We start from the raw sequence: 26,011 nt of genomic DNA on the forward strand, positions 1-26,011 counted from the left end.
CGTCCTATATTTATCCATGTAATCCATCCATAAAGGGAAGTGAGTAACGGGAAGAGCAGTGGATAGGCGAATTGAAATCGAGGAGGATTTATTTATGAGGAAAACCGTTATATGGTTGTTACTTTGCACCATGTTGGTTGCACTGTTTCCAACGATGTCAACGCACGTTCAGGCAGCAAGTTTTATTAATGTGCTTAATCCCGGGTTCGAAGAAACAACGGTGAGTCAGACGAAGCTGATACCAACGAATTGGACGACAGCTCTATGGAGCAGAACGACGCCTGTGGATACTAGCGTAACGACAGCCGTGTACAGCAGCGGGACGAAATCACTTTATATTAGTGCAACAGATGCGGGAGCAGCTGGCTGGGTTTCCAAAGCAATTCCGGTTGACGGCAGCGCTCAAACCATCAAAACTACGGTGAAAGTGAAGAAGTCGGGAGATTATGCCGGCAATAACCCGTGGGTATTCATCAGTTATGGAAATAGTGGTACTTTCCTAGGAATAAGCTCATCCAATATGACCACCGTAAGCAGTACAGAATGGACAGAGATCACGTTGACGGTCAACAGCAGTCAGTTTCCTGCGGGAACGAATATGCTCTGGTTGAACTTAGCGACATCGAAAGCAGGCAGCGGAAGCAACGCCGGGACACTCTATTATGACGATGTAACGATGGAACTGCTGGATACAGAGGCGCCAACAGCTCCGACTAATCTTGCCATGTCTGGACAAACGGCGACGAGTGTTACCCTTACCTGGAAAGCCTCAACGGATAACGTAGGTGTCCAAGGGTACGATGTCTACAACGGTACAACGCTGATTGGATCCACGACAGGGTTAACTTATTCCGTAAGCGCTCTCAATGCGGGTACCAATTATACTTTTACTGTAAAAGCGAAAGATGCAACGGGCAATCTATCTGCGGCAAGCAATGCTGTAAGTCTGACCACGCCAAATGTATTGAGCATCGCCAATCCTGGGTTTGAGATCACGACGCTTAGTGGAACCAAGCTTGTTCCGGTCAATTGGAATTCTGCCTTATGGACGCGAACGACACCGGTTGATACGGGGGTCACGACGATTGAGGCCAATAGCGGAACCAATGCCCTATATATTAGCGCAGTGGATGCAGGAGCCGCAGGTTGGGTTTCCAAGACGATGACGATTGACAATAACATGCAAATCAAAGCGACTGTGAAGGTAAAGAAGTCGGCTGATTATGCCGGTAATGATGCGTGGGTTTTCTTCAGTTATGCGAAGAATGGTTCCTTTCTCGGCACTGTGGTTGCGCCAAGTGTTGCGCTGAGCAGCAGTGAATGGAGAGAGATTTCGGTCACTGTTAATACAGCTAACCTGCCGGCAGGCACGAATAACTTGCAGTTGAATCTGGCGACCCTCCGTGGGGGCAGTGTTAGCCAGCAAGGAACGCTGTTTTATGATGACGCTACGATCGAATTGATTCCGGATACTGTGGCGCCAAGCGCGCCAACGAATCTCCACGCCGTAGGTCAGACGGCAGGAAGTGTTGATTTGGCTTGGAATGCCTCGACCGATAATATCGGGGTGACCGGATACAATGTTTATAAAGACACGGTATTGGTAGGGACTGTAACAGATTTAACCTTTACAGCAAGTGGCCTGATCGCAGCTAATAGTTACACGTTTACCGTGAAAGCCGTCGATGCGGCGGGGAATGTATCCCCAGCAAGCCAGGCTTATGTGACCAACGATACACAGGCACCGACAGCACCAACCAACTTAGCAGCATCCGACATTAAGATGAAAAGCGTCAAACTAACCTGGGATCCGTCAACCGACAATGGGGGCGTAACTGGCTACGAGATCTTCGATGGAACGAAGCAAGTAGCGATCGTCACCGGGGTGACATATACGGTAACAGGTCTTGAAGCGTATAGCGGATATACGTTTACCGTGAAAGCGAGAGATGGTTCGGGTAATGCATCGTCTGCGAGCAATGCTGTCAATGTGCTTACGTCGAGCTATTATGATGTAGCGAATCCTGGTTTTGAGGAAACGAAGTTAAGCGGAACGAAACTTGTTCCCGTCAGTTGGAGCTCTTCGTTCTGGAGCGGGGCAACTGGCGTTGATATGGGCATTACAACAGCGACGATCAATAGTGGCACGAACGCGGTGTATATTAACTCAACAAGTATTGGAGCCGCAGGGTTTTCTTCCAAAATCATTCCCATTGATAACAGTATGCAAACCATTAAGACTTCGGTAAAAGCCAAGAAATCGGCTGATTCCGCAGGCAATGGCGCTTGGGTGTTTATTAGCTACTTCAAGGATGGTGCCTTCCTCGGCACGGCTGCGGCTAACACGCCAACTTTGAGCAGCACGGTATGGACGGATATTTCATTTACGGTAGATAATAGTCAGTTTCCGATAGGAACGAATCAAATTCAGTTGAATGTAGCGACAACGAAATTACCGAACGTCCCGAATATGGGAACGATTTATTACGACGACGCCAGTATGCAGTCCGTTGAATATTTCCCGCTGAAGGCAGACGCCTTCGCAAACTGGTGGAAGATCGGCCAAAATGTGGTATTCAAGGCCATTCAAGATCAACTGCCCATTTCCGTGCAAACGTTGACGGGGACGGTTTATGATACGGATAGTCAGGTGGTTGGGCAAGTAACCGTAGATCGGTCAACGTTACTAACAACGGGTTGGAGTTGGACACCTAGTCACGAAGGTTACTATGAAATCGCTTTTGACTATACGAAACAAGGGGTTACAGGAATGCTTCCATTGCAACAATCGTACCGGATCTTGTCCAGTCCTAAGAGAACAGCGGCAGAATTTGTACGTAATCGAACATCTGTAGCTGTCGTAGAAAATCAATCCATAAGCAAAGTGGATCGTAATCCGCTGTTTGGATTTAGTAATGGTTTTACTGATATAAGAGCGATAGAACTCGCAGATTTGGTAGGCTTTGATTTTGCGAGAATTCATACCCTCCCATGGGGAGGACAATTCGGGGATACAAGCATGGCGCTTGAGCCTAGTCGCGGTGTGTTTAATTGGGCAGGACTTGATGAGCACGTCAATAAATTGCAAAGCTATGGCATGGACATCATCGGCAACATTATGTTTACACCGCAATGGGCGTCTTCGCACCCGGAAGATACAACCATATATATCGGCGTTCCTGGTTATGCTGCCTATGCCCCAACCGACATGAATGATTTCGCTAATTTCCTGCAGGCGCTTGTGGCGCGGTATGGTGATCGAATTACCACATGGGAAATATGGAATGAACCTCATTTGAAAGGCGGAAGCATTTTCTGGCATGATACACCGGAGAAGTTCGTGGAATTGTTACGTACCGGGTATGAGACGATTAAAAGCGTACAGCCGAATTCAGAAATTTGGATTGGCGGCATGGGTGGCCATCGATATTTGCCATTTTATAATGAGCTGCTGCGTCTTGGCGGAGCGAATTATTATGATAAGTTGGCGCTTCATGGGAAGTTACCCGATCCCAAAGAGTATCAAGCCTATGATCAAATGTACAATGTCCCGTCAAAGCCGTGGGTGAGTTCTGAGAGCCATGCGGGTCTCGTGAACGCTTCGGAATCACCATTTATCCAAACGGAGCCCGTGATTGCGAGAAAGATGTTGTACGACTATATGTATCAGATGAAGAATGGGGTCGAGCAAATCGCTTATTTTGACATGATCAATAATACGGAGATCGAAGCCATTCCATTCGCCAATGCCGAAGGCTGGTTTACGGAATCCTCTGGATTGTTTCGCAAGAAACCGCAGCTTGAGCCGAGACTCGGTTCTGTGGTCATGCATCGATTTATCGAGACACTGGGGAATCATATTGTCTACAAAGGCGAATATTCGCTAAGCGGAAATCAGAAAGCTGTTTATTTCGAAAGTGACGGATCACCGATTCTCGTCGTTTGGTCCGAGGATGCGAATGCAGGGCCAGTCGCTTCAGCACTTGCCAGTGCCTTTACAAGTAACACAGTAGTTCGGGATTGGACGGGTGGTACAGAGGCAGCAGCCCCTACGTTGCAAGTGAAACCGAACAAAATGTATTACATCAGCGATGTAAATGCCGCTTATCTTGCTGGATTGACTTCAACGCAAGATGTCCTATTGTCCGACTATGAAAAAGCCGTACAAAACACCAATATTCCCATCGCTGCAGGGAGTAAGAGCAATTTGTTTGACCGTACCACAGGAGCTTTGAGCACGGATATCCATTGGATTAGCGACAATTGGGAGTTCAAGAGCTTGACCTCCGAGCAGCCTGCAGGGTTTGTGGCTCGAGCTGCGGTGGGCGCGGCGACTGACGGACTCGATCTCGTCATAGACGTATCCGACACCAGCTTCGTGCAAAACGAGTCCAAAGGTAATTATTATATAGGTGACAGTATTCAATTTGGTATTGATACATCAGGAATGGGCATGGTCGGAGCACAAGTGGAGTTCCAGGCCGCACTGACCGCTAACGGTCCAGTCATCTATAAGGGCACTGTTCCGTATATTGGAGGAGATTTGCCATCCAACTGGACGCCTGCTGGTCAGTTCGTTCAAAACGGAAGCATGCTCGTCGACAGTTCCCAAAGCGGAAAGAAAATATATAAGGTTCATCTCGCTTGGTCAGAACTATATCCCTACATGCCAGATACGACGAAACCTATCTTTGTATCGCTGCTTGTCAATAATAACAATGGCAACGGTCGGCTCGGATATTTGGAGTGGGCCAGTGGTATTGGCGGAGCGAAAAACGTAAGTCAATACGGTAAAATCCTATTGCAGGATCCTGCCCCAGAGGCAGAGGCTGATGCGGTAACCGTACAATTTAAAGACAGCAGCGAAAATGCTATCAGTGGTGGCATCGTATCCTACTATGACGGCGGATGGAAAGATTTCGGCGTAACGAATACTTCCGGAACCGTAACCAAGTCCTTGCCGGATAAAGCATATACGTTTGCGATGACCTACGAAGGCACGTATACGGAGAAAGTCCAAAACACAGGAACGGACCCCGTGGTCGTCTTCCAGACTGTTAATGTGAAGGTGCAGTTGAAGGATAGTCTCGGCAATCCGCTTACCAGTGGGGCGGCGAGTTATTACGCAGGAAGTTGGCGGACTTTCGGGGATATATCTGGCGGGGAAATTCGAAAGGAATTGCTGCCGGGCTCTTATACCTTTTCTATGAATTATGAGGGAACGATCAAGGAAAAGGTGCAAAATATCGGAACGGACCCTGTGGTCGTCTTCCAGACGGTCAACGTGAACGTGCAGTTGAAGGATAGTCTCGGTAACCCGCTTACCAATGGTGCGGCGAGCTATTACGCAGGGAGTTGGCGGATCTTCGGGGATATATCTGGCGGGGAAATTCACAAGGAGTTGCTGCCGGGCTCTTATACCTTTTCCATGAATTATGAGGGAACGATCAAGGAAAAGGTGCAAAATATCGGAACGAACCCTGTGGTCGTCTTCCAGACGGTTAACGTGAATGTTCAGTTAAAAGATAGTCTGGGTAATCCGCTTGATGGCGGTGCCGTTAGTTATTATGCAGGGAGTTGGCGGACCTTCGGTAGTACGGTTGGCGGCGAGATTCATAAGGAACTACTGCCTGGCGTCTATACGTTCGGCCTGTCCTATGGTGGCGTGTATAAGGAAACAACAACGAACACCTCATCCAACTCGGCGGTAAATTTTCAAATGTAACAAAGGGAAACTGGACCACGCGAAAGCGTAGGTTCAGTTTTTTGCTTGGTGGTTAATTTTACATATAGACGAACTCGAGTGACTCTGCTAGCTTCTATTCGCTAACTATCTAGCATATACTTCTCAGAGATCGATAGTCCACGAGAAGAAGAGGTGCAGCCCCTTTGAAAACACTGCCGTTAATCCGTAAAAGAACTCTGAGCACATGGCTCATACTTGGATGCTCTGTCCTGACCTTTGCTGGTTGTAGTGATGCAACTCCTGTGATATCAACGGCCACCCCGGAAACCGTCCCCGTGACGACTACGGTCAGCCCAACGCCTGCGACGCAGCCTACTACAACGGTGGAAACGCAGCTCCCTTACAAATTCCCGTTAACTGGTTTGCCAACCGATCACGAGGTGAAGACCCGTCCCTATATGGTCATGGTCGAAAATGCGCCGCAAGCCCGGCCCCAAACCGGCCTCGATCAGGCCGATATCGTCTATGAAATCCTTGCCGAGGGCGAGATTACTAGATTCGTCTCGGTGTTCCAGAGCCAACCTGCTGAAGCGATCGGCCCCGTGCGCAGCATTCGTCCTTATTTTGTGGAGATCGGCGATGCGCTGGATGCGATTATTGTACATGCTGGCTGGAGCCAGGATGCAATGGATATGATGGCAGGCCGCAATCTGGCCCATCTCGATGAAGTATATGGCGATGGCGCCTACTATTGGCGCTCCACCGACCGTAAGGCACCGCACAATCTATATACCTCTGTGGATAAAATGAAAAAAGGTGCCGAGGCGCGCAAGTTCCGCACCGAGTGGAACGGGCCTTTGCTGACGTTCGCCAAGGCAGGACAAAGCAAACTCACGGGCGCAGCCGTTCATTATATTCAAATCCCCTATCTCATGGGGTATTTCGCTTCGTATGATTACGATGCTGCCAAGGGTGTCTACATGCGCTCGATGGAAGGGAAGCCGCATCTCGATAAGGAAACCGGCAAGCAGCTGCAGACCAAGAACCTGTTTGTCCTGGAGAGCAAGCATCAGATCATCGACAAAGAGGGACGCCGGATTGTCGATGTGTTCGGGCCGAACAAGGGCGTGATCTTCCAAGAGGGCATGTCCCAGGCGATCACGTGGGAACGCAAGAACGGCATGCTCCGCGCCTACGCCAGCGATGGCAAGGAAGTGCCGCTGCTGCCGGGCAACACGTGGGTGCAGATCGTGCCAGAGGGGACGAACTTGAAGGTGGAATAGTCATGTTTAACAATCCCTTTACATTGCCTTAATCACAGGCAAACATTGAGATCCTATGATTACAAGTCATAGGAGGGATAAGATGAAGACATTACAACGTAAAATTTCGATACCCGCTTATTTCATCATCATTGTGCTGCTGTTCGGCCTATTGGGCGTTTATTCGGTATGGGGGCAAGAAGATGTGCTGAAAGGCACGGAGGCAGGGAATGCCGCTGAAGCTGCTGAAGTTGATCCATTCATTAATGGCGTTAAGAAAGTAGTCTGGTGGCACTCCATGAGCGGCGAGAACGGTCAAGTGGTGGACAGGCTCGTAACAAGCTTCAATGCTGCACATAAGGATATTAAGGTGGAGGCTGTCTTTCAGGGCTCCTACTTCGATAGTTTGACCAAGTTGAAAGCGTCCATTGGTTCCAATTTGGGACCAACCATGATGCAGGTGTACGATATCGGAACGCGATATATGATCGATTCTAAGGCGATCACGCCGATTCAGAACTTCGTAGATCAGGACAAGTATGATATGTCCCAAATGGACGAAGCCGTACTTAATTATTATCGGGTTGCGAATACGTTGTATTCGATGCCTTTTAACACATCTAACCCGATTCTGTATTACAACAAAGATCTGTTCAAAGCTGCGGGATTAAACCCAGATAAACCGCCAGTTCTCTATACAGACCTTACCCAAGTGGCGAAAAAGGTAACAAGAGAAGGTGTGGTCGGCGCCTACTTCGGCACGCACAGCTGGTACATGGAACAGCTTATTGCCAATCAGGGCGCTGAGTTGGTGAACTTGGGCAATGGGCGCGATGGCATAGCAACGGAGTGGCAGTTGAATGGTGAAGCGGGCGTCAAGGCGCTTACTTGGTGGAAGGGGTTAATTGACAGCAAGGCGGCCATTCACTCGGCGGGTAAGAGCGATGAATCCAAGAAAATGTTCGCCGAAGGGAAGGTCGCTATGATCTTCGATACAACGGCAGGACTGCGAGATATCCTCGATTCCGTTGCTGGCAAGTTCGAAGTTGGAACGGGCTTCTTCCCCAAGCCAGCCGAGGGAGTTGGCGGTGTGGTGGTAAGTGGGGCAAGCAACTGGATCCTGAACAGCAAATCGGATGCGGAGCAGCAGGCGGCATGGGCATTCATGAAGTATTTGTCTGAGCCTGAGCAGCAGGCGTTCTTCCATGTCAACACAGGCTATTTCCCCATTACAGAGAAGGCGTATGAGCTGCCGATCGTACAAGACAATATGAAACAGTACCCACAGTTCAAGACAGCCATTGATCAGCATACCGCTGCCAAGCAGAATAAAGCGACACAAGGCGGTGTTCTGGGGGTTTATCCAGAAGCGAGAAAGCTGACGGAGAATGCCATCGGGCAAGCGCTAAGCGGAGAGAAAAAACCGCAGGAAGCACTCGATGCAGCAGCCCTAGCAATTAACGCCAAAATCGATGAGTATAATAAGACGTTGAAATGAAGTAATGGAAGCCGGGTGAGAACCGGCTCCATTGGAGTGGAGTGCTGTAAGTCGAAAAAATCGACTTACAGCAACGGATCCGGCACATTGGAGTCCCCTAAGTCGAAAAAATCGACTTAGAGCATCCAATCCCGCTCGTCCAACAGTATACGCTACACAAAAGAACCTGAGGCAGAGCCTCAGGTTCTTTCTCATGCTCTTTTGTCCAGCAGATGTGTTCTACGGTACTCGCCAGGCGAAGAGCCTGTGCGGTTCTTGAACATGCGATTAAACGAAGAGATGTTACGGTAGCCAACTTGAATGCCAATGTCTTGAATGTTGGAGTCGGTATGGACCAGTAGCTCTTGCGCGTAACCCACGCGTCGATCATGTAAATGTTCCATGAAATTGGCTCCGGTTTTCTCTTTGATATACGTCGAGAGGTAGGAACTGCTTAGCGTTAGTTGATCAGCCAGAACATCGAGTGAAAGATCCTCCGCATACTGATCCTTAATGACGTTAAGCACATGATCAATGATGGGATCATTCGTCTCTTTCTTCTCACGAATGAGCTGCGTGACGATACGGAAATAAGAAGCGAAGCTTCGTTTATACTCGTCCAACGTACAGCATTCCTCTAATTGAAGCAGGATGGACCGCAGCTGCAACGTATCGTCAGGTTGAACTTTGTAATGATCTAGCACCATCTTGGCCTTATCGGTTACAGCAAGCACCATATGCTTAAACATATCCACAGACGCTTCCTTCATGTCAAGCTCGTCCAGCCAAGGAAGGAAGAGGTCCAGCGTTTCCTGCTCCTTACCGGATTTCAGCGCTGTGGTCAGTTCTTGCTCCTGTGTGAGAGTAAGAAAGTAGGTAGCGCGATCTGAACGATACTCAACGACAATTTGCGTTTCTTCCAGTAAGCGGGCATGCGCAGCTAATTCATTCACCTGTCGGTAGGCATGACCGAACTGCAGGGAATGCTCGAACGCCGAACTGATGGCGGCAGTCACCAGACAATAGCGAAGATCCTCGTCTAGCACCAGCTTTAACTCTTCGAGCATCCCAAGGATACGTTCTCGCTCATTGCCAGGGAAAACCGTTAGAAACTGATGATGTTCCATCTGCAGCGTATGGGAATCGGGAAACCGCTCATCGGTCATTCGTTTGATGTGCTCGCGAATCGTTTGCGAAATGTGTTCCCTGCTCATCGGGACATGAATGAAAGCGGGTGAGCGGAACCGCAGCGCGTACAGCACGATGGTGTAAGTCCCCTCGGTGCCTTGAATATGCTGCCAATCATCGGGGTCAGGATGGATATTCTTCAACTTATTCATGAAATGATAGTTGATTAACTCCGATTGTTGATCCTGCAGCTCCTGCTGAATCTCGCCTTTTTCTTGGATCAGTTGTCGGACTGGTTTATGGAGTCGTTTGCTGAAAAAGAGTGAGACAATGAAGGCGATGACAATAGAAACGCCTAACAGAATCATCATGAGATTGTCCAAACGAAGGATTCTAGATGAAAATTCAGGACTAGTCATCTTCATGACGTAACGTAAACCGTCTTCATCTTGATATTCAATCTCAACTGGCTCTTGGAGCTGGCGGGAATCCTTATTTGTCTCATAAATGACTGTTTGGTTCGGCCCTAGTATCGTGATATTCAGATCAGGATTTTCCTTCAGAACTGCGTCACGCAAGCGGTTGCCATCGATCATAGCAATCATCATATTGTCAGCCAGCGCAGGCTTAATGGAATAAGGAATTAACATTCGTCCTGTTGATTCTCCTGATGGTGAGGGGCTACCAAATAAAGTGCCCGGATGAAGCACGTAATTATCACTGCGATCAAACTGCGATTGCCAGTAAGAGAGCGGATACAGGGAGCTTTGGTAGATGCTGCTGAATAAATCGACTGTTGTGCCAGGACCGAGCTTGCTTAGAGCTAGATTTGTAGATCGGAACATAAGGATCAAATTATCGACATAAAGCTCCGAATCACTAGCGATGCTCTGCATGTCCAGCACAATAGGACGGGTAGAAAGGGACTCGGGATCCTTCTTTAAAATCACTTGATTGTTAAGCGTAATGACCGTCTTTTCAGTAAATTGCTTATACAAAGCTTCTCGCACTTTATCCAATTGAAATTGATAGCGCTCAGCCACTTTCTGCAGGGTAAGACGATTTTGTGCCATCATCTCGCTGCGGAGGTGGTTTTTGACGAGCCAAAAAATCAAGAGATTAAACGAACAGAAGATGAGAATCAAGATCATAAAGCTGGCTAAGATGTTTCGAAATAGGGATCTCTGTATGGGGAAAAGTTTCATAAGTCGCAGGCTCCTTCTGATTGCTCCGCTGCCTTGCTTCCGGCGAGTTATATATCTCAATTGTAGATGAAATCTGGAGTGAAGGGTATGGGCTTTTTATTGGAAGCTGGGCACTTTTATGTATTTCCCGCTTTATAAAAGCTTAAAAGAAGAATCGTAACAATCGCTTAGGAACGAAAATCATGTGTATAGGCAAGGCGTGGGGGGCTGGATATGATGGGCATGTATCAACGAAGCCGAAGGAAAGGAGACGTCAACAAAGTTTCAAAATACGTATGTGCAAATGAATGATGAGGGGAATAGGCATGTGTTGAACATTAGAAAAAGCATCTTCACGTTAGCTTTACTAGTTATCGTATCCCTAACCGCAGCCAACTCAGCGGGGGCTCATTTCTCTTCGAGTGGTTATTCCGATATCCAAATAGGTTCTAATACGATTGAGTATCATCTATCTCTATTGGAACATGATCTTCTTCAAATCTTCCCCGACAAAGCAGATGGGGGTGACAAGATCAGTGATCAGCAATTGGCTAGTTCCTTGGGGGCCATCGGCAAGCTGGTTGATGATGGGATCATCGTTACCGGCGATGGCAAGGTTGGGACAGGTGTCATTGTTGCTGCCAAACATGAGAAGCGGGCCAGTATGGATATGATCGGGATCGATATTCACTATACATTTGCTTCTCCAGTGAAACGTTATCTCATGCAGTACAATTTCTTCTGGTACAGCGGGGTTGATCCCAATCATAGCAACTATGCGACCATTCAGGTCGGAGGGCAGACCATCGAGCAGGTGCTTGGCAGCCAGAATTATATTGTACAGATTCAAGGGCCAGGAGCAGCTACAGGGAATCCGGTTAAAGCAACTGCAACAGCACCAGCTGCAAAGCCAGTGGACGATACGTCTTCCATTCCTACTGGATCCTGGCAAAGTACACTTCAGACTTATATTTTCATGGGGATGAAGCATATCTGGTCAGGGCTAGATCACATGCTGTTTCTATTTGGACTACTGCTTGCAGCCGAACAAAGGGTGTGGAAAGTAGTTAAGCTGATCACGGCGTTCACAGTGGGACACTGCATAACCCTTGTATTGTCATCCTTAGAGATCGCTTATCTCTCACCTGCAATCGTCGAGCCCTTAATAGCGCTTAGTATTCTCTATGTTGCCGTTGAAAACATATGGAAGAGGAAAGAGAGTGCAAGAGTCGCCGTCACGATGTTATTTGGACTGGTGCACGGCTTTGGGTTCGCAGAGGTGCTGAGAGGGACTTTGTCTGGACATATGGCGCTGCCCTTATTCTCTTTCAATTTAGGTGTGGAGATTGGACAGCTTGTCGTGGTAGGCGTTCTGATTCCTCTACTCTTATTGATACGCCGTGTACCGCTGAAGATCAATTGGAACTTATATGCCTCGGGCATCGTTGGCGTATTCGGGTTGTACTGGTTCATTGAGCGCATTCTTACCCAATAGATAGCAGTAGGAAGTTTGCACCATTTTATAAAGAGAGGGCGTTAACATGTTGGTTAAAAAGAGTTTGAAACGATTGATTTCAGGGGTCACCGTAGCTGGCATGATGTTCAGCATGCTGGCACCTATGGCTAGTGCCGTTGGCAATGATGTACAAGTTAACGCTGTCGACTATTCGAAAGTACCGAAGCTATTGATTACGGAGCTTGCTCCAGATACCACCAATGTGGCTGGGGTTTCTTCCGATGCTTATGAGTTTATTGAGGTGTATAACAATACGAATAAGGAGATTAATTTTAAAGACTATAACTTAGTTTATCGCAATGGTGGTGTGAATACCGTTTGGCCAGCAATGCATGATACTACCCCCTATGCCACGATGAAAATCCCTGCCCAATCCACCATTACCTTATGGGTAACGAATGCGGCTAATGGCAGTTTGACGGTGACCGATTTTAATACGAACTTTCATACGAATCTGCAAGAATATGTGAACCTTTTCCGTGTGGATGGCGGTGGAGGCATGGCGAATACGAGTCCAAGAGCCCTTCTTATTCAAGAGAAATCCGGCAGCGATATCTCGATCGCAAGCTACCAAACAAGCGCCGTAAACGGGGTTTCGAAACCGGATAAAGGTATTTTATATCGCTATCCGTCAGACGGTACAAAGAATATGGTTATGTATTCTGTAGGGGAAAATGCTGCAACGCCAGGGGTTGTCGATCCCACACAGGTACCACCCATACCGCTGAACTTCTCGGAGCCTCCGGTCGTCAGCCATACACCAGTTACGCAAGCAGATCAGAAGAACGACCTCATCCTGCAAGCGCAGATTGCCAACACCGAGCAAGACGAAACGGTATCCGCAGCGGTGTATTATCAAATGGGCGCACAGACGACCTATGATTCGATCCCGATGACCGTAACAGGCAGTAACCAGTATCAAGCTGCTATTCCGAAGGCCAAGTTAACGGAGAGCCAACTTACCTATTATGTTCAGGCGGATGATGGTTTTAATACCGTGAGATCGAACGTTTACCAGGTTGATGTGGCACTCGATCATTTTGACTATACGAAGGTACCATCACTTCTTGTAACGGAGATAGTGCCTGATTCTACGAATATAGGCACACCAGATGGGTATGAGTATATTGAGGTTTATAACAATACGGATCAACCGATTAATTTTAAAGACTATCAATTGATCTACCGTTATACCGATTCGGGACCAGACGCGGATGTCATCTGGCCAGCAGACAAAGAAGACATGGTCATTCCATCGAAGGGTACGCTTGTCTTCTGGGTTATCAACGCGGGGAACGAGAATGCGACCGAGGCTGACTTCAATGCCAACTACAATTCCCATGTGGTTGAAGGCACCAATATGGTGCGCATTCACAATGATGGTATGGCCAATGGCGCTAATAGGGGCATTTTGGTTGCTACGAATACAGGAATCGAAGTGTCATCAGCCTATTTCGTAACTGGTGATGCCAAGGCGAATAAAGGGATCCTATATAAGTATCCACAAGATGGCGGCAAAACGATGGTTAAATACAGTGCCGGTCTACTGGCGGCAACGCCGGGAACTGTAGGGCAGGTTCAAGCACCTGATCAGACAATTATTGTGAAACCAGATACGATTAAGCCTGTCATTACCGATTTGACCAAAGAGACTGTTATTGAACAATCGAAAGATCTCGAAATGATTGGCGATATGAAAGATGAAACAGCTATCAAAACGGTAGCGCTCTACTATAAAACAGAAAAGCAGTCGACGTTTAGCAGAAAATATTTGAAAGAGAGTTTCGCAGATACGTTATACCACTACACAATCTTCTCACCAGAGCTGATTGGAAATGACTACGTGGATTACTACTTTGTTTCTTCCGATGGTCAAAATGAGACGACAACAGCCACCAAGCGGATTGCCATAAATGGCGGTTCAGATCATTCGGCTCTGCGCCTTAATTTCAAGGACGGTGACATTGTTGCTGGGTCCAAAGTGATTAAAGGGACAGGTGAAGGACTTAGCGCGGATGACCTGAAGCTTGCCATCGATGGAAACGAGCTAACAGCTTCTACCTTTCATGCGGTTGAGCATGATGCCTACTTTGCCTTTGAAGCTACAGGCGTGAATTACTATTTCAAAAATGCCGTTACTCAGGGGCAAGATATTCTCTATACGTTCCAAGATACAGTGAATAGCTACACAACGTTATCGACGCCGATTCAAGCGGAGCGTTTGAGGGAAGGCAGTAATCTGTTCTCCATCAGAGCGGGTTCGAAAGCATCACCTTTCGATGATCGACCGGCTGAGAATAAAGATAATTTCGATGTGAAGAATGTACGTCTCGTGTTTGACGATGGCACGGTTATTTATGATCCGAAATATAACAATCCGGCCAAAGTGATTAAAATGGGAGATTCTTCGGGTAAGCCGCCAGTTGTCGACTTTAATTTCGTCATTCCAGCGGGACAATTGGCTTCTAAGGCTTATGTGTGGAACACACCAACGATGAATGATGGCGACCATCAGATTACGGTTAGCAATACAAGTGCAGGTACTGTCACCTCGCATGTCATCGTGGATAACTCCGCTCCAAGCATTCAACCTTCTATTGAAGAAGGTAAAATGTACCGCGGTCCATTCACGTTAGATGCGGTCGTAACCGACCTACTCGCTGGTGTGGAAAAGGTTGAGGCAACGCTTGACGAGCAACCGATCACATTGCCGCTTGCAACGTCATCAGCACAGCTTCAAGGAGGTAAGCATGTACTAAGCCTGAAAGCGACGGATAAAGTCGGAAACGTCTCCGATCAGACGATCAACTTCGAGGTACCGAATGAAATCCCGGATCAGCCTGTGTTAGTTGCGCCAACGCAAGGAGCGGCGGTCTTGAACAGCGATGCTGTATTAACGGTGAAAGTATCCGATCCAATGAATGACGACTTGGATGTCTCCTTCTATGGCGGATTCAAATACGATGCCAGTACCCAAGGGCAATTCAAGGGATATCGCAACGCTTCCGATACCGAGCCTCCTAAGCAGGAGAAGCCGGATGGAGAGACACCTTTTGCCCCAGAAGATTATGAGAAAGTAAGTAAGCTTGATGGGAATTATCTAATCGATGATTCCGATGAGAAATTCCCGTACCAACGGTTCGAGGTTTCACTAGATCCAGCTATCAAAAGTTCGGATAAAGTGGAAATTAACTGGAAAGGGAAATCGCTCGAAGGTCGTAAAGTTACCTTGTATGCTTGGAGTCCAAGCGGGCAATCTTGGCGTCCACTGAAGACGGTTATCGCGGGTACAGAGGATTTTGAGTTGAAGGCTGTCGTAACAGCTGGTGAGTATGCGAACAAAGGCAAGATTCAGGTGATGGTGCAGGATCAGATTGCCGTCGTTCAAATGAATCAGCCGGTAGAGTCATCCAACTACGATTTCTCTTTTGTATGGATGTCCGATACGCAGTATTATTCCAAAAGCTACCCGCACATCTATCAGCAGATCGTCAAGTGGATCGCTGATCACAAAGAAGATAATAAGATTAAATATGTTATCCACACCGGTGACATCGTAGATAACGCGGATCAAGAGTACCAATGGATAGAAGCGGATAAAGATATGAAAGTCTTGGAAGATGCTAATATTCCTTATGGGGTACTGGCGGGTAACCATGACGTTGGTCATCAAGACAACGATTATAGCTATTATGCGAAGTGGTTCGGGGAAGATCGTTTCAAGGATCAGCCAACGTACGGCGAATCCTACGATAACAATCGGGGACATTACGATCTCGTTTCCTCGAACGGTAACGATTTTATCGTCATTTACATGGGTTGGGGTTATGGAGATAAAGAGATTGATTGGATTAATGTCGTTTTGAAACAATTTCCGAATCGGAAGGCAATTCTGAACTTTCACGAATTCATGCTCGTTTCCAATAACCGCGCCCCGATGGCGGAGAAAGTGTTCGAACGTGTTATCAAACCGAATAAGAACGTTATTGCCGCGCTTTCCGGCCACTATCATGATGCTCAGTTGAAAGTCGATGCCATTGATGATGACGGGGACCAACAACCAGACCGTAACGTCTATCAAATGCTAGCTGACTACCAAGGAGCTCCTGAGGGTGGACTTGGCTATATTAGACTCATGCAGTTCGACTTGGCACATAACAAAATCAATATGAAGACTTATTCACCGTATTTAGATGATTACAATTTCTATGATCCGACCGAACATCCTGGTAAAGATGAGTTCTCCATTGACTTGAATCTGCAGCCAGTAACGAAACGAGTGGCTACCGACTATATCGGCGTCAATGTATACACAGATAAGAAGATCGGTAGCGTTGATGATGTGCAAAGTGGACAGCAAGCATCTGTCGTCTGGCGCGGCCTTGCTCTGAATACAAGTTACCAATGGTATGCGGTTGCCGAAGATGTGTATGGAGGCAGGACACAGTCGGATATCTGGAAATTCACGACTATACCGGGAGACTCCGATTCCGGAGATAGCGGTAATGGAGGTAGTGGAGGTACAGGTGCTCCACCAAATAACACGGAAACTGCCATTCCTGTTAATGGAGGAACAGCGACCCTAGAGGGAGTGCAACTTGTTATTCCGAATGGCGCTGTAACGAGTACAATCAAAGTAACTGTGAATAAACTACCAGATGCAGCATCTCTACCGATCGACACAGCATCCAAGCTAGTCAGTGATGTCTATGAGATCAAGAAAGATTCAGCTGGTGAGTTCAGTAAAGCGATCCAAATTACATTGCCTTTTGAGATAACAAAAGTAGATCTAGATCAATCAGCAGTTAGTCTATACTGGTTTAATGAAACAACGCGCAAGTGGGTGCAACTAGAGAACATTGTGGTGGATAAGGTGAAAGGGACCGTGACGGGATCCGTTACTCACTTCACGAAGTTTGCCGTCATTGCTACTCCCAAAGAAGATGATAAGCCTGTACCTGAAAGTCCTGGATCAGATGGAACCAATCTGACTGATATCAAAGGACATTGGGCAGAGGCTAGCATTCGTGAATTGATTGGGCAGGGAGCGATCAATGGCTATCCAGATGGCAGCTTTAAACCGGAAGGCCGTATTACAAGAGCAGAATTCGTCTCTATCGTTGTCAAATTCTTAAAGCTCAGCGATCAGGGTGGAGGAGCGTTCAGCGATACCACGAACCATTGGGCTAAGAATGCCATTGCTACAGCGGCAGCCAATGGGATCATCTCAGGATACACGGATACGACATTTGGTCCGGATGATACGATTACCCGAGAGCAAATGGCTGTAATAATTGTACGGGCAGCACATATGAATGATAAAGGCACAGAAGGCATGGAATTCACCGACATTTCATCTATTTCGGAGTGGGCACAGGCGGCAGTAGCTGTCTTGACCTCGAAGGGGTTATTGAATGGTTACCAGGACGGCACCTTGAAACCGCAAGGGATATCAACGCGTGCAGAAGCTTCAGCAATCATCTTACGATCATTGAAAAAATAGCAACATGTAAAGAGGCTCCTCCGTCTATGAAGACGGGGAGCCTTTTACGAATGAGTTAGCATAGATGAGACTATCTGCGCTTCCGCTTAGCCGTGCCGGATGTGGAGCGGCCTTTGCGTCTTCTGGCTGTGCCGGATTTCTTACGGCGTTTGCGTTTCGGACGGAAGACTTCCTCTACGTCTCCAGAGGCTACTTTTCCTTTGCCGACAGAGCCAAGGAGTGTTTTCACCATCGGTGCCATTTGCTGAAACGTCGACATGAACTTCTGAACCTTGCCCATTGTGCCGATGATGCCGTCAATACCACCCATCCGCTCAACGAAGCCGGAGATTTGCTTCATATTTAAGCCGCTTAGCGGGTTCGAAGAACCTCCAGCGGCACCACCACCACCGCCAAGGAGATTGCTTAGGAAGTTACCGCCACCACCACCGGCATTACCTCCGCCACCGCCAAATAAACCACCGCCTGCATTGCCGCCACCGCCGCCGCCGAAAAATCCACCACCAGCATTGCCGCCAGCAGGAGGACCGCCGAAGAAGCCGCCACCGCCTTCAAAGCCGCCGCCACCGAAGGGATTGCCACCGCCTAAGCCAGGGTATTGACCGAAGCCTTCACCGGGAAGGGTTAAGCTCCTTGTTTCTACTTCAGGACGATTTCCGCCATTACCAATAATTTGTTGTCTTGGGTTGGTCACTAGGATTCACGATCCTTTTTATCAGATTTGTCTCCTACAGGATATGTCACTTGCCTACCTTTGGTATGGACGAATGTCACGGGTCCTGGGGATTTGTTGCTATTTAGCCAATTAACGCATAGAAATTTTAACGTTCTGCAATCCTAAAGGAAGGAATTACCCAGTACGTGTCGAATGATACACAGGAGCTTAGAGAACCATGAAGCCAACATGCTTTTTGACCGGGAGTTGACAGCAGATGCAATTAAAAAAATTAAATGATAAAGCCATAGACCAGCTTTTTGAAGCTGTACTAACGTTGAAGGATATTGAAGAGTGTTACGTCTTTTTTGATGACTTGTGTACCGTGAATGAGATTCAGTCGCTGTCGCAGCGCCTTGAAGTAGCTCGTATGCTGCGCAAAGGATGTACGTATAACCAGATCGAAGCAGAAACAGGGGCATCAACAGCAACCATTTCGCGGGTCAAAAGGTGCCTGAATTACGGGAACGATGGTTATGTACTGACATTGGATCGTTTGAATCGTTAAATAATAACTTGCAGAATCCTGTATTACCTCGTGTAATGCGGGGTTTTTCTCTGTTTAAGCAGGCTTCAAATTGACATAGGTGACCACTTTCGTTAGCATAGGAAGATAGGCTTAGTTCGTACGGGTGGGGGAAGTTGGAATGAGGTTGTATGGTGTGCTGGTCATTAGCCATGGATCCCGTGATGAGGGTTGGGTTCAGCTGGTGGAGGATGCCGTGAATGCGGTTCGGATGCCTGATGGCATGCCCATTTATGCGTCATATTTGGAGCTTGTCGAGGGTAAATTGATACAAGATGGGATATACAGCTTAGAGGAGCAAGGCGTGACCGATATTATCGTCGTTCCGCTATTCGTGTCCTCTGGGAGTACACATATAGATGAGATCAGCTACGCGTTAGGGGTTATTGCCGAGCCTGTGCTCGAAACCGACATGGAGCTCTTAGACATACGCGCGCGAATTCACTTCACGTCGCCGATTGATGATCATCCCGATATTGCAGCTATTCTTTATGGCAAAATCGCAGAGCTTTCCGAGTCGCCAGAGGAAGAGATTCTGCTATTGGTGGGGCATGGGAGTAAGGAAGATGGCTTCCACCAGAAGTGGCGCCACGGACTTACGCAGCTCGCGGAGCGGGTTAGAACGCTGGGCGGCTTCGCCGAGGCGGATATTGCTATGCTTTTGCCAGATCAACTAGCGGAGAAGATGGCCTGGTGGGCCCGCGAGAAGCCTAAGTATAAGGTGATTGTAACACCACTTTTTCTGAGTGAAGGGTATTTTACACATAAAGTGATTCCTTCCAGATTGGAAGGGTTAACCTATAAGTATCATGGACGAGCTTTGTTGCCGAGTCCACAAATTTCCAAATGGATGGAGGGGCAGATTGCCTCCGTATTCCCATACGATGAACAGGGGATGACATAGAGTGGTCAAACGAGCACGATTGATCTATAATCCGACTTCAGGCCGGGAAGAAATGAAGAAAAGATTGCCTGAAATCCTCCAGCGCTTAGAGCGCGGCGGGTTTGAGACCTCCGCTCACGCGACCATCGGTGAAGGAGATGCCACACTCGCAGCGGCCGAGGCCGTGAGTCGCGGGTTCGACTTAATCATCGCAGCGGGTGGCGATGGTACGATTTGCGAAGTCGTCAACGGTATGGCCGAAAGAGAAGGCAGACCGCCGCTCGGCATTTTGCCGCTCGGGACGACGAATGATTTTGCGCGTGCGCTCGGTATCCCCAAGAACTTGGAGTATGCCTGCGACCTCATCATTCAACAGTATTCAACCGCTATCGATGTAGGCAAAATCAACAACCGCTACTTCATCAACATCGCTGGGGGCGGCTCGATGACCGAGCTGACGTATGAAGTCCCGAGCAAGCTCAAAACCATGATCGGCCAGTTGGCCTATTATATGAAGGGACTCGAGAAGCTGCCTAGGCTGAAGCCAATCGAGCTCTATATCAAAGCCGGCGATCGCGAGATGCATGAAGAAGTCATGCTCTTCCTTGTAGGCAACACCAACTCCGTTGGTGGATTCGAGAAATTAGCTCCAGAAGCCAACATTAATGATGGCATGTTCGATGTTATTATATTGAAGAAATGCAACCTGGCAGAATTCATCCGTATCGTCTCACTGGCGCTGCGCGGCGAGCATTTGAGTGATCCGAATTTGATCTATTTTCAGACCAATCATATCGAAATTAATTCCCCGGACTACGTTCAGTTGAACCTAGATGGAGAGTTCGGCGGTACATTGCCTTGTGTGATGACCAATTTGCAGAGCCATTTGCGGGTGATTGTGGATGAGTCGGGGCAGTCGATTTATAAAAAGAAATTTCTTGATGCTTTGACCACGCCGTTTCATTTGAAGGGGCATGGAAATGGGCATGATGAGGGTGAGTAGGGTTTAGGGTAGTGCAAGTGCCCAACCCTCCCACTTGGAAGGTTAAAAGATGAAGTGAGGTTATTATGAAAACAAAAGGTACATCTGGCTCGGCGCCAGGTAAACATAGAGGTAGTGGCAGGTCGGGATCCGCTGGAAGAGCGGGGAGTTCGGCAGCGAGTAACAGAGTGAATGGTAACAGCAAAGGGAAAAAAGAAGTGCCAGCTTGGATGGCAGGCTTGCCTGTGCAAATCGGACAGCAATACGAGGCTGAGATCATTGGGATCAGCCATGATGGCGAAGGGGTGGGCCGTGTGAACGGCTTTACCCTTTTTGTCGCGGGGGCGCTGCCGGGTGAGCGTGCATTGGTTAGGGTAGGGCATCTGAAAAAGCAGTATGGGTACGCTACTTTGGTGGAACTGATTGAGAAGAGTGCGGATCGTATTGCTCCCGACTGTGTGATTTACGATGAGTGTGGTGGCTGTCAGCTGCAGCATTTGAGTTATGAGGCGCAGCTTCGGGTGAAGCGGCAGCAGGTCGTGGATAATTTGGTGCGGATTGGGAAGTTGGCTGTGGCGGGTGAGCCGACACTTGGTGCCTCTCCTTCCTCATCTTTCTCGGAAGGAATTGTTGTTCATCCTACGTTGGGGATGAACGATCCGTGGAGATATCGGAACAAGGCTCAGGTTCCTTTTGGGGAAGAGCGAGGCGGCCTCATCGGCGGATTCTATGCGCAGGGCAGCCATCGCATCATTGATATGGAAGAGTGCCTGATACAACATGAGGCGAACGACGAAGTCGTTGCGCGTGTGAAAGAGATCGGTTCGCGCTTAGGAATTCGCGCTTATAGTGAAGAGACGGGGACTGGACTGCTGCGTCATGTCGTCGTTAAAGTCGGCTTCCGCACGGGCGAGGTCATGGTTGTTTTGGTCACCAATGGTACGGAGATTCCGCGTGCGGATGAGTGGATTGCTGGCATTCGCGAGGCTTTGCCTGCGGTAAAGAGCATTTGTCATAACATTAATGTGAGACAGACCAATGTTATTTTTGGGGATGAGACTCGCACCCTGTGGGGCAGCGAGGTCATCTATGACTATATCGGCGAAGTGAAATTTGCCATTTCCGCCCGATCCTTCTTTCAAGTGAATCCCGTCCAGACGGAAGTCTTGTACGGGAAGGCACTGGAGTACGCCGCTTTGACAGGCGGCGAAACGGTTGTCGATGCCTATTGCGGCATCGGCACGATCTCGCTGTTCCTGGCGCAGCGCGCGGGACAGGTGTACGGCGTCGAGATCGTCGAAGAGGCGATCTCGGATGCACGTAAGAATGCCGAGTTAAACGGCATGACGAACGTGCACTTCGAGGCAGGACCCGCCGAGGTCGTCCTGCCGGAGTGGACACGTCAGGGCGTTCGGCCTGACGTGATCGTGGTCGACCCGCCGCGCAAGGGCTGCGACCCGGCGCTGCTGGCGACCATCCTCGAGCTGCGGCCGCGGCGCGTGGTGTACGTGTCGTGCAGCGCATCGACACTCGCGCGCGACTTGCGCGTGCTGGTCGATGGCGGGTACGGCGTCGCGGAGGTGACGCCGGTGGATATGTTTCCGTGGACGGTGCATGTTGAAAGTGTCATATTGATGGTTCGAAAATGAGATGTGACAGGCTAGCTTAAGTCAGTTAGTTCCTTTAGATGTGTCATGTAAAGTGAGATGTGTTACTGGTGTAATAGTTACCAGCTTCAGTTATGCTTACTTAAAATTGAAAAAGTAAGTTGAGAAACGAAAAGGACGGAGTAGAATGCTTTTTCTGCTCTGTCCTTCTTTTATATGCATTCCTTTCCCTATCTTCAATCATAATCTATTGAAAGCCACTTGAAGTGCTTTTGATATAGAAGAGGAAGGAATCCTCTGACTTTCCTTCAAGTTACAGCAATTGCAGAAGGGATGGAGGCAGATTAAGTCGAATTTGATTATAAAGTGAATAATTATATGACTTTTTATCTATATAGTCTGATAATGAAATAAATTGAATTGTAATCATAAGGAGAGTAACACATGATCGACAACGAACAGCAATTTCTAAATGAACTCGATGATAAGCTATGGAAAGCAGCAGACAAACTGCGTAACAATCTCGATGCGGCCAACTACAAGCATATTGTATTAGGGTTGATTTTTCTAAAGTATGTCTCTGACGCGTTCGAAGAGCGACAAAACGAGCTAAAGGACCTGTTTCAACAGGATGACGATGATAATATTTATTACTTGCCCAGAGATGACTACCAATCTGATGAAGACTATCAACAAGCAATCAATGAAGAATTAGAACTTATTGAATACTACCAGGAGAAAAATATCTTTTGGGTGCCAAAAGCGGCGCGTTGGAGCACATTGAAAAACCTTGCTGCATTACCAATCGGCTCAGTAATATGGAAAAATGAGAAAGGTGAGGACGTGAAATTACGTTCTATTTCATGGCTAATCGACAATGCTTTGGATGAAATTGAAAAAATAAATACCAAACTTAAAGGTATCCTTAATCGCATCAGCCAGTATCAAATAGATAATGAAAAATTAATTGGACTAATTAATAGCTTCTCAGATACTAGTTTTAGTAACCCGGTTTATAATGGGGAACCACTACAGTTGAATAGCAAGGATATACTTGGCCATGTTTACGAGTACTTCCTCGGGCAGTTTGCTCTAGCAGAAGGTAAACAAGGTGGACAGTACTATACGCCCAAAAGTATTGTAAGTCTAATTGTTGAAATGTTAGAGCCTTACAAAGGTAGAGTCTACGACCCGGCTATGGGCTCAGGCGGCTTCTTCGTGTCTAGTCAAAAGTTTATTGAGGAACACGCTACGGAGAAGCATTACAACGCAACAGAGCAGAAAAGACATATTTCCGTCTATGGTCAAGAGAGTAACCCAACTACATGGAAATTAGCAGCTATGAACATGGCAATCCGCGGCATTGATTTTAATTTTGGAAAGAAAAACGCCGACTCTTTTCTTGATGATCAGCATCCCGACTTACGGGCGGACTTTGTAATGGCTAATCCCCCGTTTAATGTAAGAGATTGGTGGCATACGAATCTGGAAAACGATGCTCGTTGGAAATATGGAACTCCCCCTCAAAATAATGCAAACTTTGCGTGGCTGCAGCACATGCTTTACCACCTGAACGATAACGGCTCTATGGCGCTTCTGCTTGCCAATGGATCAATGAGCTCAAATACCAATAGTGAAGGCGAGATACGCAAAACATTGATAGAAGCGGATTTAATCGAGTGCATGGTTGCTTTACCAGGGCAACTTTTTACAAATACACAAATTCCAGCCTGTATTTGGTTTCTTACAAAAAATAAGAAGAGTCGTAATGGGAAACATGATCGGACCGGTAAAACCCTGTTTATTGATGCTCGTAGTTTAGGTTATATGAAAGATCGCGTGTTACGTGACTTTAATAAAGAACAAGATATTGACAAAATCACCTCTATCTTTCATGCATGGCAACTTGGGGAGGGGTACAATAACCAGCCTGGCATCTGTTTTTCGGCGACTTTAAAAGATATACAAGATCGTGACTATATCCTAACCCCAGGACGTTATGTGGGATCTGCCGAGCAGCAGGACGATAATGAGCCTTTTGCTGAAAAAATGACATACCTTACACAGCGTTTAAAAGCTCAGTACGAGGAAGGTAATCACCTACTTATCGAGATTAGAAAGAGCATGGAGGGATTGGGGTATGAAATATAGACCCTTCGAGGCACTATTTGAAGCTCCAATTAGGAATGGTTTAACCAAACCCAAAAGTGTACGCGGTGAAGGCTATAAGATGATAAATATGGGAGAGCTATTTCGATTTTCCAGAATTAAAAATGTCCAAATGGATCGTGTACCTTTAAATGATAAAGAAAAAGCAACATCAATGGTTAAGATAGGAGACTTACTTTTTGCTCGTCAATCATTAGTGCGGGATGGAGCCGGTCAGTGCTCAATCTTTTTGGGTGATGATGAGGATGTTTGTTTTGAATCGCATTTAATCAGATGTAGACTAAATAATGAAATATCCAACCCACTATTTTACTATTATTATTTTTCTAGCAGACTTGGGAAGGTAGCGATAGATGCAATAGTGGAGCAAGGTGCGGGTGCTGCTGGCATAAGAGGATCTGATTTGGCCAAAGTGTTAGTTCCAGACGTTGAAAAGTGTCACCAAGATAAGATAGCAAAAATTTTAAACCAATTAGATTGTAAAATAGAACTAAATGACCAAATTAACCAAACTCTTGAACTTTTAGCTCAAGCTATCTTTAAGAGCTGGTTTATTGATTTTGAACCAGTGAAAGCCAAAATGACCGTTTTGAATAAGGGAGGTTCTAGCTACGAAGCTGAACACGCAGCCATTAGGACTATTTCGGGAATAGATGATGCAGGTCTTGCTCAATTGAAAGAACAAAAGCCCGAAGTCTTCGTAGAGCTTACAAAGGTAGCAGCTATGTTCCCTTCCACCATGCAAGAGTCGGATTTGGGGAATATACCCAATGGTTGGATAGTATCGGAAATTGGTAAGGAAGTGACAGTTGTTGGGGGAGCCACACCATCAACGAGAAATAATGAATTTTGGGATGGCGGAATTGTTAACTGGGCAACACCAAAAGATTTATCGAATCTAAGAGAGAAAGTTCTTATTGAAACAGAAAGAAAAATAACTGAGGAGGGCTTAAAAAAAATCAGTTCTGGATTACTTCCTGCTAATACTGTTTTAATCTCCTCACGAGCACCAGTAGGTTATCTAGCCATTGCAAAAGTACCAGTGGCGATAAACCAAGGCTTTATTGCAATGAAGTGTCACAAGTTATTATCACCGGAGTTTGTGTTACAGTGGTGTGAATTTCAATTGGAAGAAATAAAACAAAGAGCAAGTGGTACTACATTTGCTGAAATCAGTAAGAAGAACTTTAATCCAATACCTGTGATTGTTCCAACACATGAAACTATTGAGAAGTACACTAATCATGTAAAACTTATATATTCTCAAATCGAAAATAATATTTATGAATCAAGGACTCTCTCTCAATTAAAGGAATCCCTTCTGCCTAAGCTTTTATCTGGCGAAATTGAACTAATTGATGAGGAGTCTTGAC

At 47.1% G+C, this 26,011-nt stretch carries 13 protein-coding genes; 11 read left to right on the forward strand and 2 right to left on the reverse strand.

Features of this window, described 5'->3' with window-relative positions; translation table 11 throughout:
* Positions 1–94: 94 nt before the first annotated feature.
* The 3 genes from ACSQ8P_RS03450 to ACSQ8P_RS03460 all read left to right on the forward strand — a co-directional run bounded on the left by ACSQ8P_RS03450 (position 95) and on the right by ACSQ8P_RS03460 (position 8,446).
* On the forward strand, positions 95–5,725 hold the full coding sequence (locus ACSQ8P_RS03450; protein WP_436233912.1) for a fibronectin type III domain-containing protein: 5,631 nt from the start codon (positions 95–97) through the stop codon (positions 5,723–5,725).
* Positions 5,726–6,108: 383 nt separating this feature from the next.
* On the forward strand, positions 6,109–6,969 hold the full coding sequence (locus ACSQ8P_RS03455) for a DUF3048 domain-containing protein (RefSeq protein ID WP_436233913.1): 861 nt from the start codon (positions 6,109–6,111) through the stop codon (positions 6,967–6,969).
* An 82-nt stretch (positions 6,970–7,051) separates the two neighbouring features.
* On the forward strand, positions 7,052–8,446 hold the full coding sequence (locus tag ACSQ8P_RS03460; RefSeq protein ID WP_436233914.1) for an ABC transporter substrate-binding protein: 1,395 nt from the start codon (positions 7,052–7,054) through the stop codon (positions 8,444–8,446).
* 191 nt (positions 8,447–8,637) lie between these two features.
* Here the strand turns inward: ACSQ8P_RS03460 and ACSQ8P_RS03465 are convergent, their stop codons facing one another.
* Positions 8,638–10,758 carry a helix-turn-helix transcriptional regulator gene (locus tag ACSQ8P_RS03465; RefSeq protein ID WP_436233915.1) on the reverse strand — a complete coding sequence of 707 codons (2,121 nt, stop codon included), beginning with the start codon at positions 10,756–10,758 and terminating at the stop codon, positions 8,638–8,640.
* 307 nt (positions 10,759–11,065) lie between these two features.
* Here ACSQ8P_RS03465 and ACSQ8P_RS03470 point away from each other — a divergent pair, with 307 nt between their 5' ends.
* Together ACSQ8P_RS03470 and ACSQ8P_RS03475 are read left to right on the forward strand one after the other, a co-directional pair.
* The gene (locus ACSQ8P_RS03470) at positions 11,066–12,232 is read left to right on the forward strand and encodes a HupE/UreJ family protein (protein WP_436233916.1); all 1,167 of its coding nucleotides are present in this window, start codon (positions 11,066–11,068) and stop codon (positions 12,230–12,232) included.
* Between the two features lie 46 nt (positions 12,233–12,278).
* The gene (locus ACSQ8P_RS03475) at positions 12,279–17,756 is read left to right on the forward strand and encodes an S-layer homology domain-containing protein (protein ID WP_436233917.1); all 5,478 of its coding nucleotides are present in this window, start codon (positions 12,279–12,281) and stop codon (positions 17,754–17,756) included.
* A gap of 70 nt (positions 17,757–17,826) precedes the next feature.
* On the opposite strand, the gene ACSQ8P_RS03480 is transcribed toward ACSQ8P_RS03475, so the two are convergent.
* Positions 17,827–18,450 (reverse strand): aminotransferase, encoded by a 624-nt coding sequence (locus tag ACSQ8P_RS03480; protein WP_436233918.1) that lies wholly within the window; start codon positions 18,448–18,450, stop codon positions 17,827–17,829.
* Between the two features lie 238 nt (positions 18,451–18,688).
* On the opposite strand from ACSQ8P_RS03480, the gene ACSQ8P_RS03485 reads away from it, so the two are divergent.
* The 6 genes from ACSQ8P_RS03485 to ACSQ8P_RS03510 all read left to right on the forward strand — a co-directional run bounded on the left by ACSQ8P_RS03485 (position 18,689) and on the right by ACSQ8P_RS03510 (position 26,010).
* Complete coding sequence (locus ACSQ8P_RS03485; protein WP_056612830.1) at positions 18,689–18,979, forward strand: YerC/YecD family TrpR-related protein; 291 nt, start codon at positions 18,689–18,691, stop codon at positions 18,977–18,979.
* A gap of 139 nt (positions 18,980–19,118) precedes the next feature.
* Positions 19,119–19,901, forward strand: coding sequence for a sirohydrochlorin chelatase (locus ACSQ8P_RS03490; RefSeq protein ID WP_436233919.1), 783 nt, complete (start codon positions 19,119–19,121; stop codon positions 19,899–19,901).
* Between the two features lie 52 nt (positions 19,902–19,953).
* Complete coding sequence (locus ACSQ8P_RS03495; RefSeq protein ID WP_436239446.1) at positions 19,954–20,883, forward strand: diacylglycerol kinase; 930 nt, start codon at positions 19,954–19,956, stop codon at positions 20,881–20,883.
* Positions 20,884–21,092: 209 nt separating this feature from the next.
* Complete coding sequence (rlmD, locus tag ACSQ8P_RS03500; RefSeq protein ID WP_436239447.1) at positions 21,093–22,511, forward strand: 23S rRNA (uracil(1939)-C(5))-methyltransferase RlmD; 1,419 nt, start codon at positions 21,093–21,095, stop codon at positions 22,509–22,511.
* A 402-nt stretch (positions 22,512–22,913) separates the two neighbouring features.
* Entirely contained in the window at positions 22,914–24,620 is a 1,707-nt protein-coding gene (locus tag ACSQ8P_RS03505; RefSeq protein WP_436233920.1) for a type I restriction-modification system subunit M, read from the forward strand.
* The gene (locus tag ACSQ8P_RS03510; protein WP_436233921.1) at positions 24,610–26,010 is read left to right on the forward strand and encodes a restriction endonuclease subunit S; all 1,401 of its coding nucleotides are present in this window, start codon (positions 24,610–24,612) and stop codon (positions 26,008–26,010) included. The genes ACSQ8P_RS03505 and ACSQ8P_RS03510 overlap by 11 nt, the downstream gene beginning before the upstream one ends.
* Position 26,011: the final 1 nt, after the last annotated feature.

The sequence above is a fragment of the Paenibacillus sp. LjRoot153 genome (assembly GCF_964253085.1).
Lineage (GTDB): Bacteria > Bacillota > Bacilli > Paenibacillales > NBRC-103111 > Paenibacillus_E.

Bases quoted from the DNA above. Each gene is read 5' to 3' on its own strand.
- ACSQ8P_RS03510 (WP_436233921.1), top strand. From the start codon at position 24,610: ATGAAATATAGACCCTTCGAGGCACTATTTGAAGCTCCAATTAGGAAT.
- rlmD (WP_436239447.1), top strand. From the start codon at position 21,093: ATGGCAGGCTTGCCTGTGCAAATCGGACAGCAATACGAGGCTGAGATC.
- ACSQ8P_RS03460 (WP_436233914.1), top strand. From the start codon at position 7,052: ATGAAGACATTACAACGTAAAATTTCGATACCCGCTTATTTCATCATC.
- ACSQ8P_RS03485 (WP_056612830.1), top strand. From the start codon at position 18,689: ATGCAATTAAAAAAATTAAATGATAAAGCCATAGACCAGCTTTTTGAA.
- ACSQ8P_RS03475 (WP_436233917.1), top strand. From the start codon at position 12,279: ATGTTGGTTAAAAAGAGTTTGAAACGATTGATTTCAGGGGTCACCGTA.
- ACSQ8P_RS03450 (WP_436233912.1), top strand. From the start codon at position 95: ATGAGGAAAACCGTTATATGGTTGTTACTTTGCACCATGTTGGTTGCA.
- ACSQ8P_RS03465 (WP_436233915.1), bottom strand. From the start codon at position 10,758: ATGAAACTTTTCCCCATACAGAGATCCCTATTTCGAAACATCTTAGCC.
- ACSQ8P_RS03490 (WP_436233919.1), top strand. From the start codon at position 19,119: ATGAGGTTGTATGGTGTGCTGGTCATTAGCCATGGATCCCGTGATGAG.
- ACSQ8P_RS03505 (WP_436233920.1), top strand. From the start codon at position 22,914: ATGATCGACAACGAACAGCAATTTCTAAATGAACTCGATGATAAGCTA.
- ACSQ8P_RS03495 (WP_436239446.1), top strand. From the start codon at position 19,954: ATGAAGAAAAGATTGCCTGAAATCCTCCAGCGCTTAGAGCGCGGCGGG.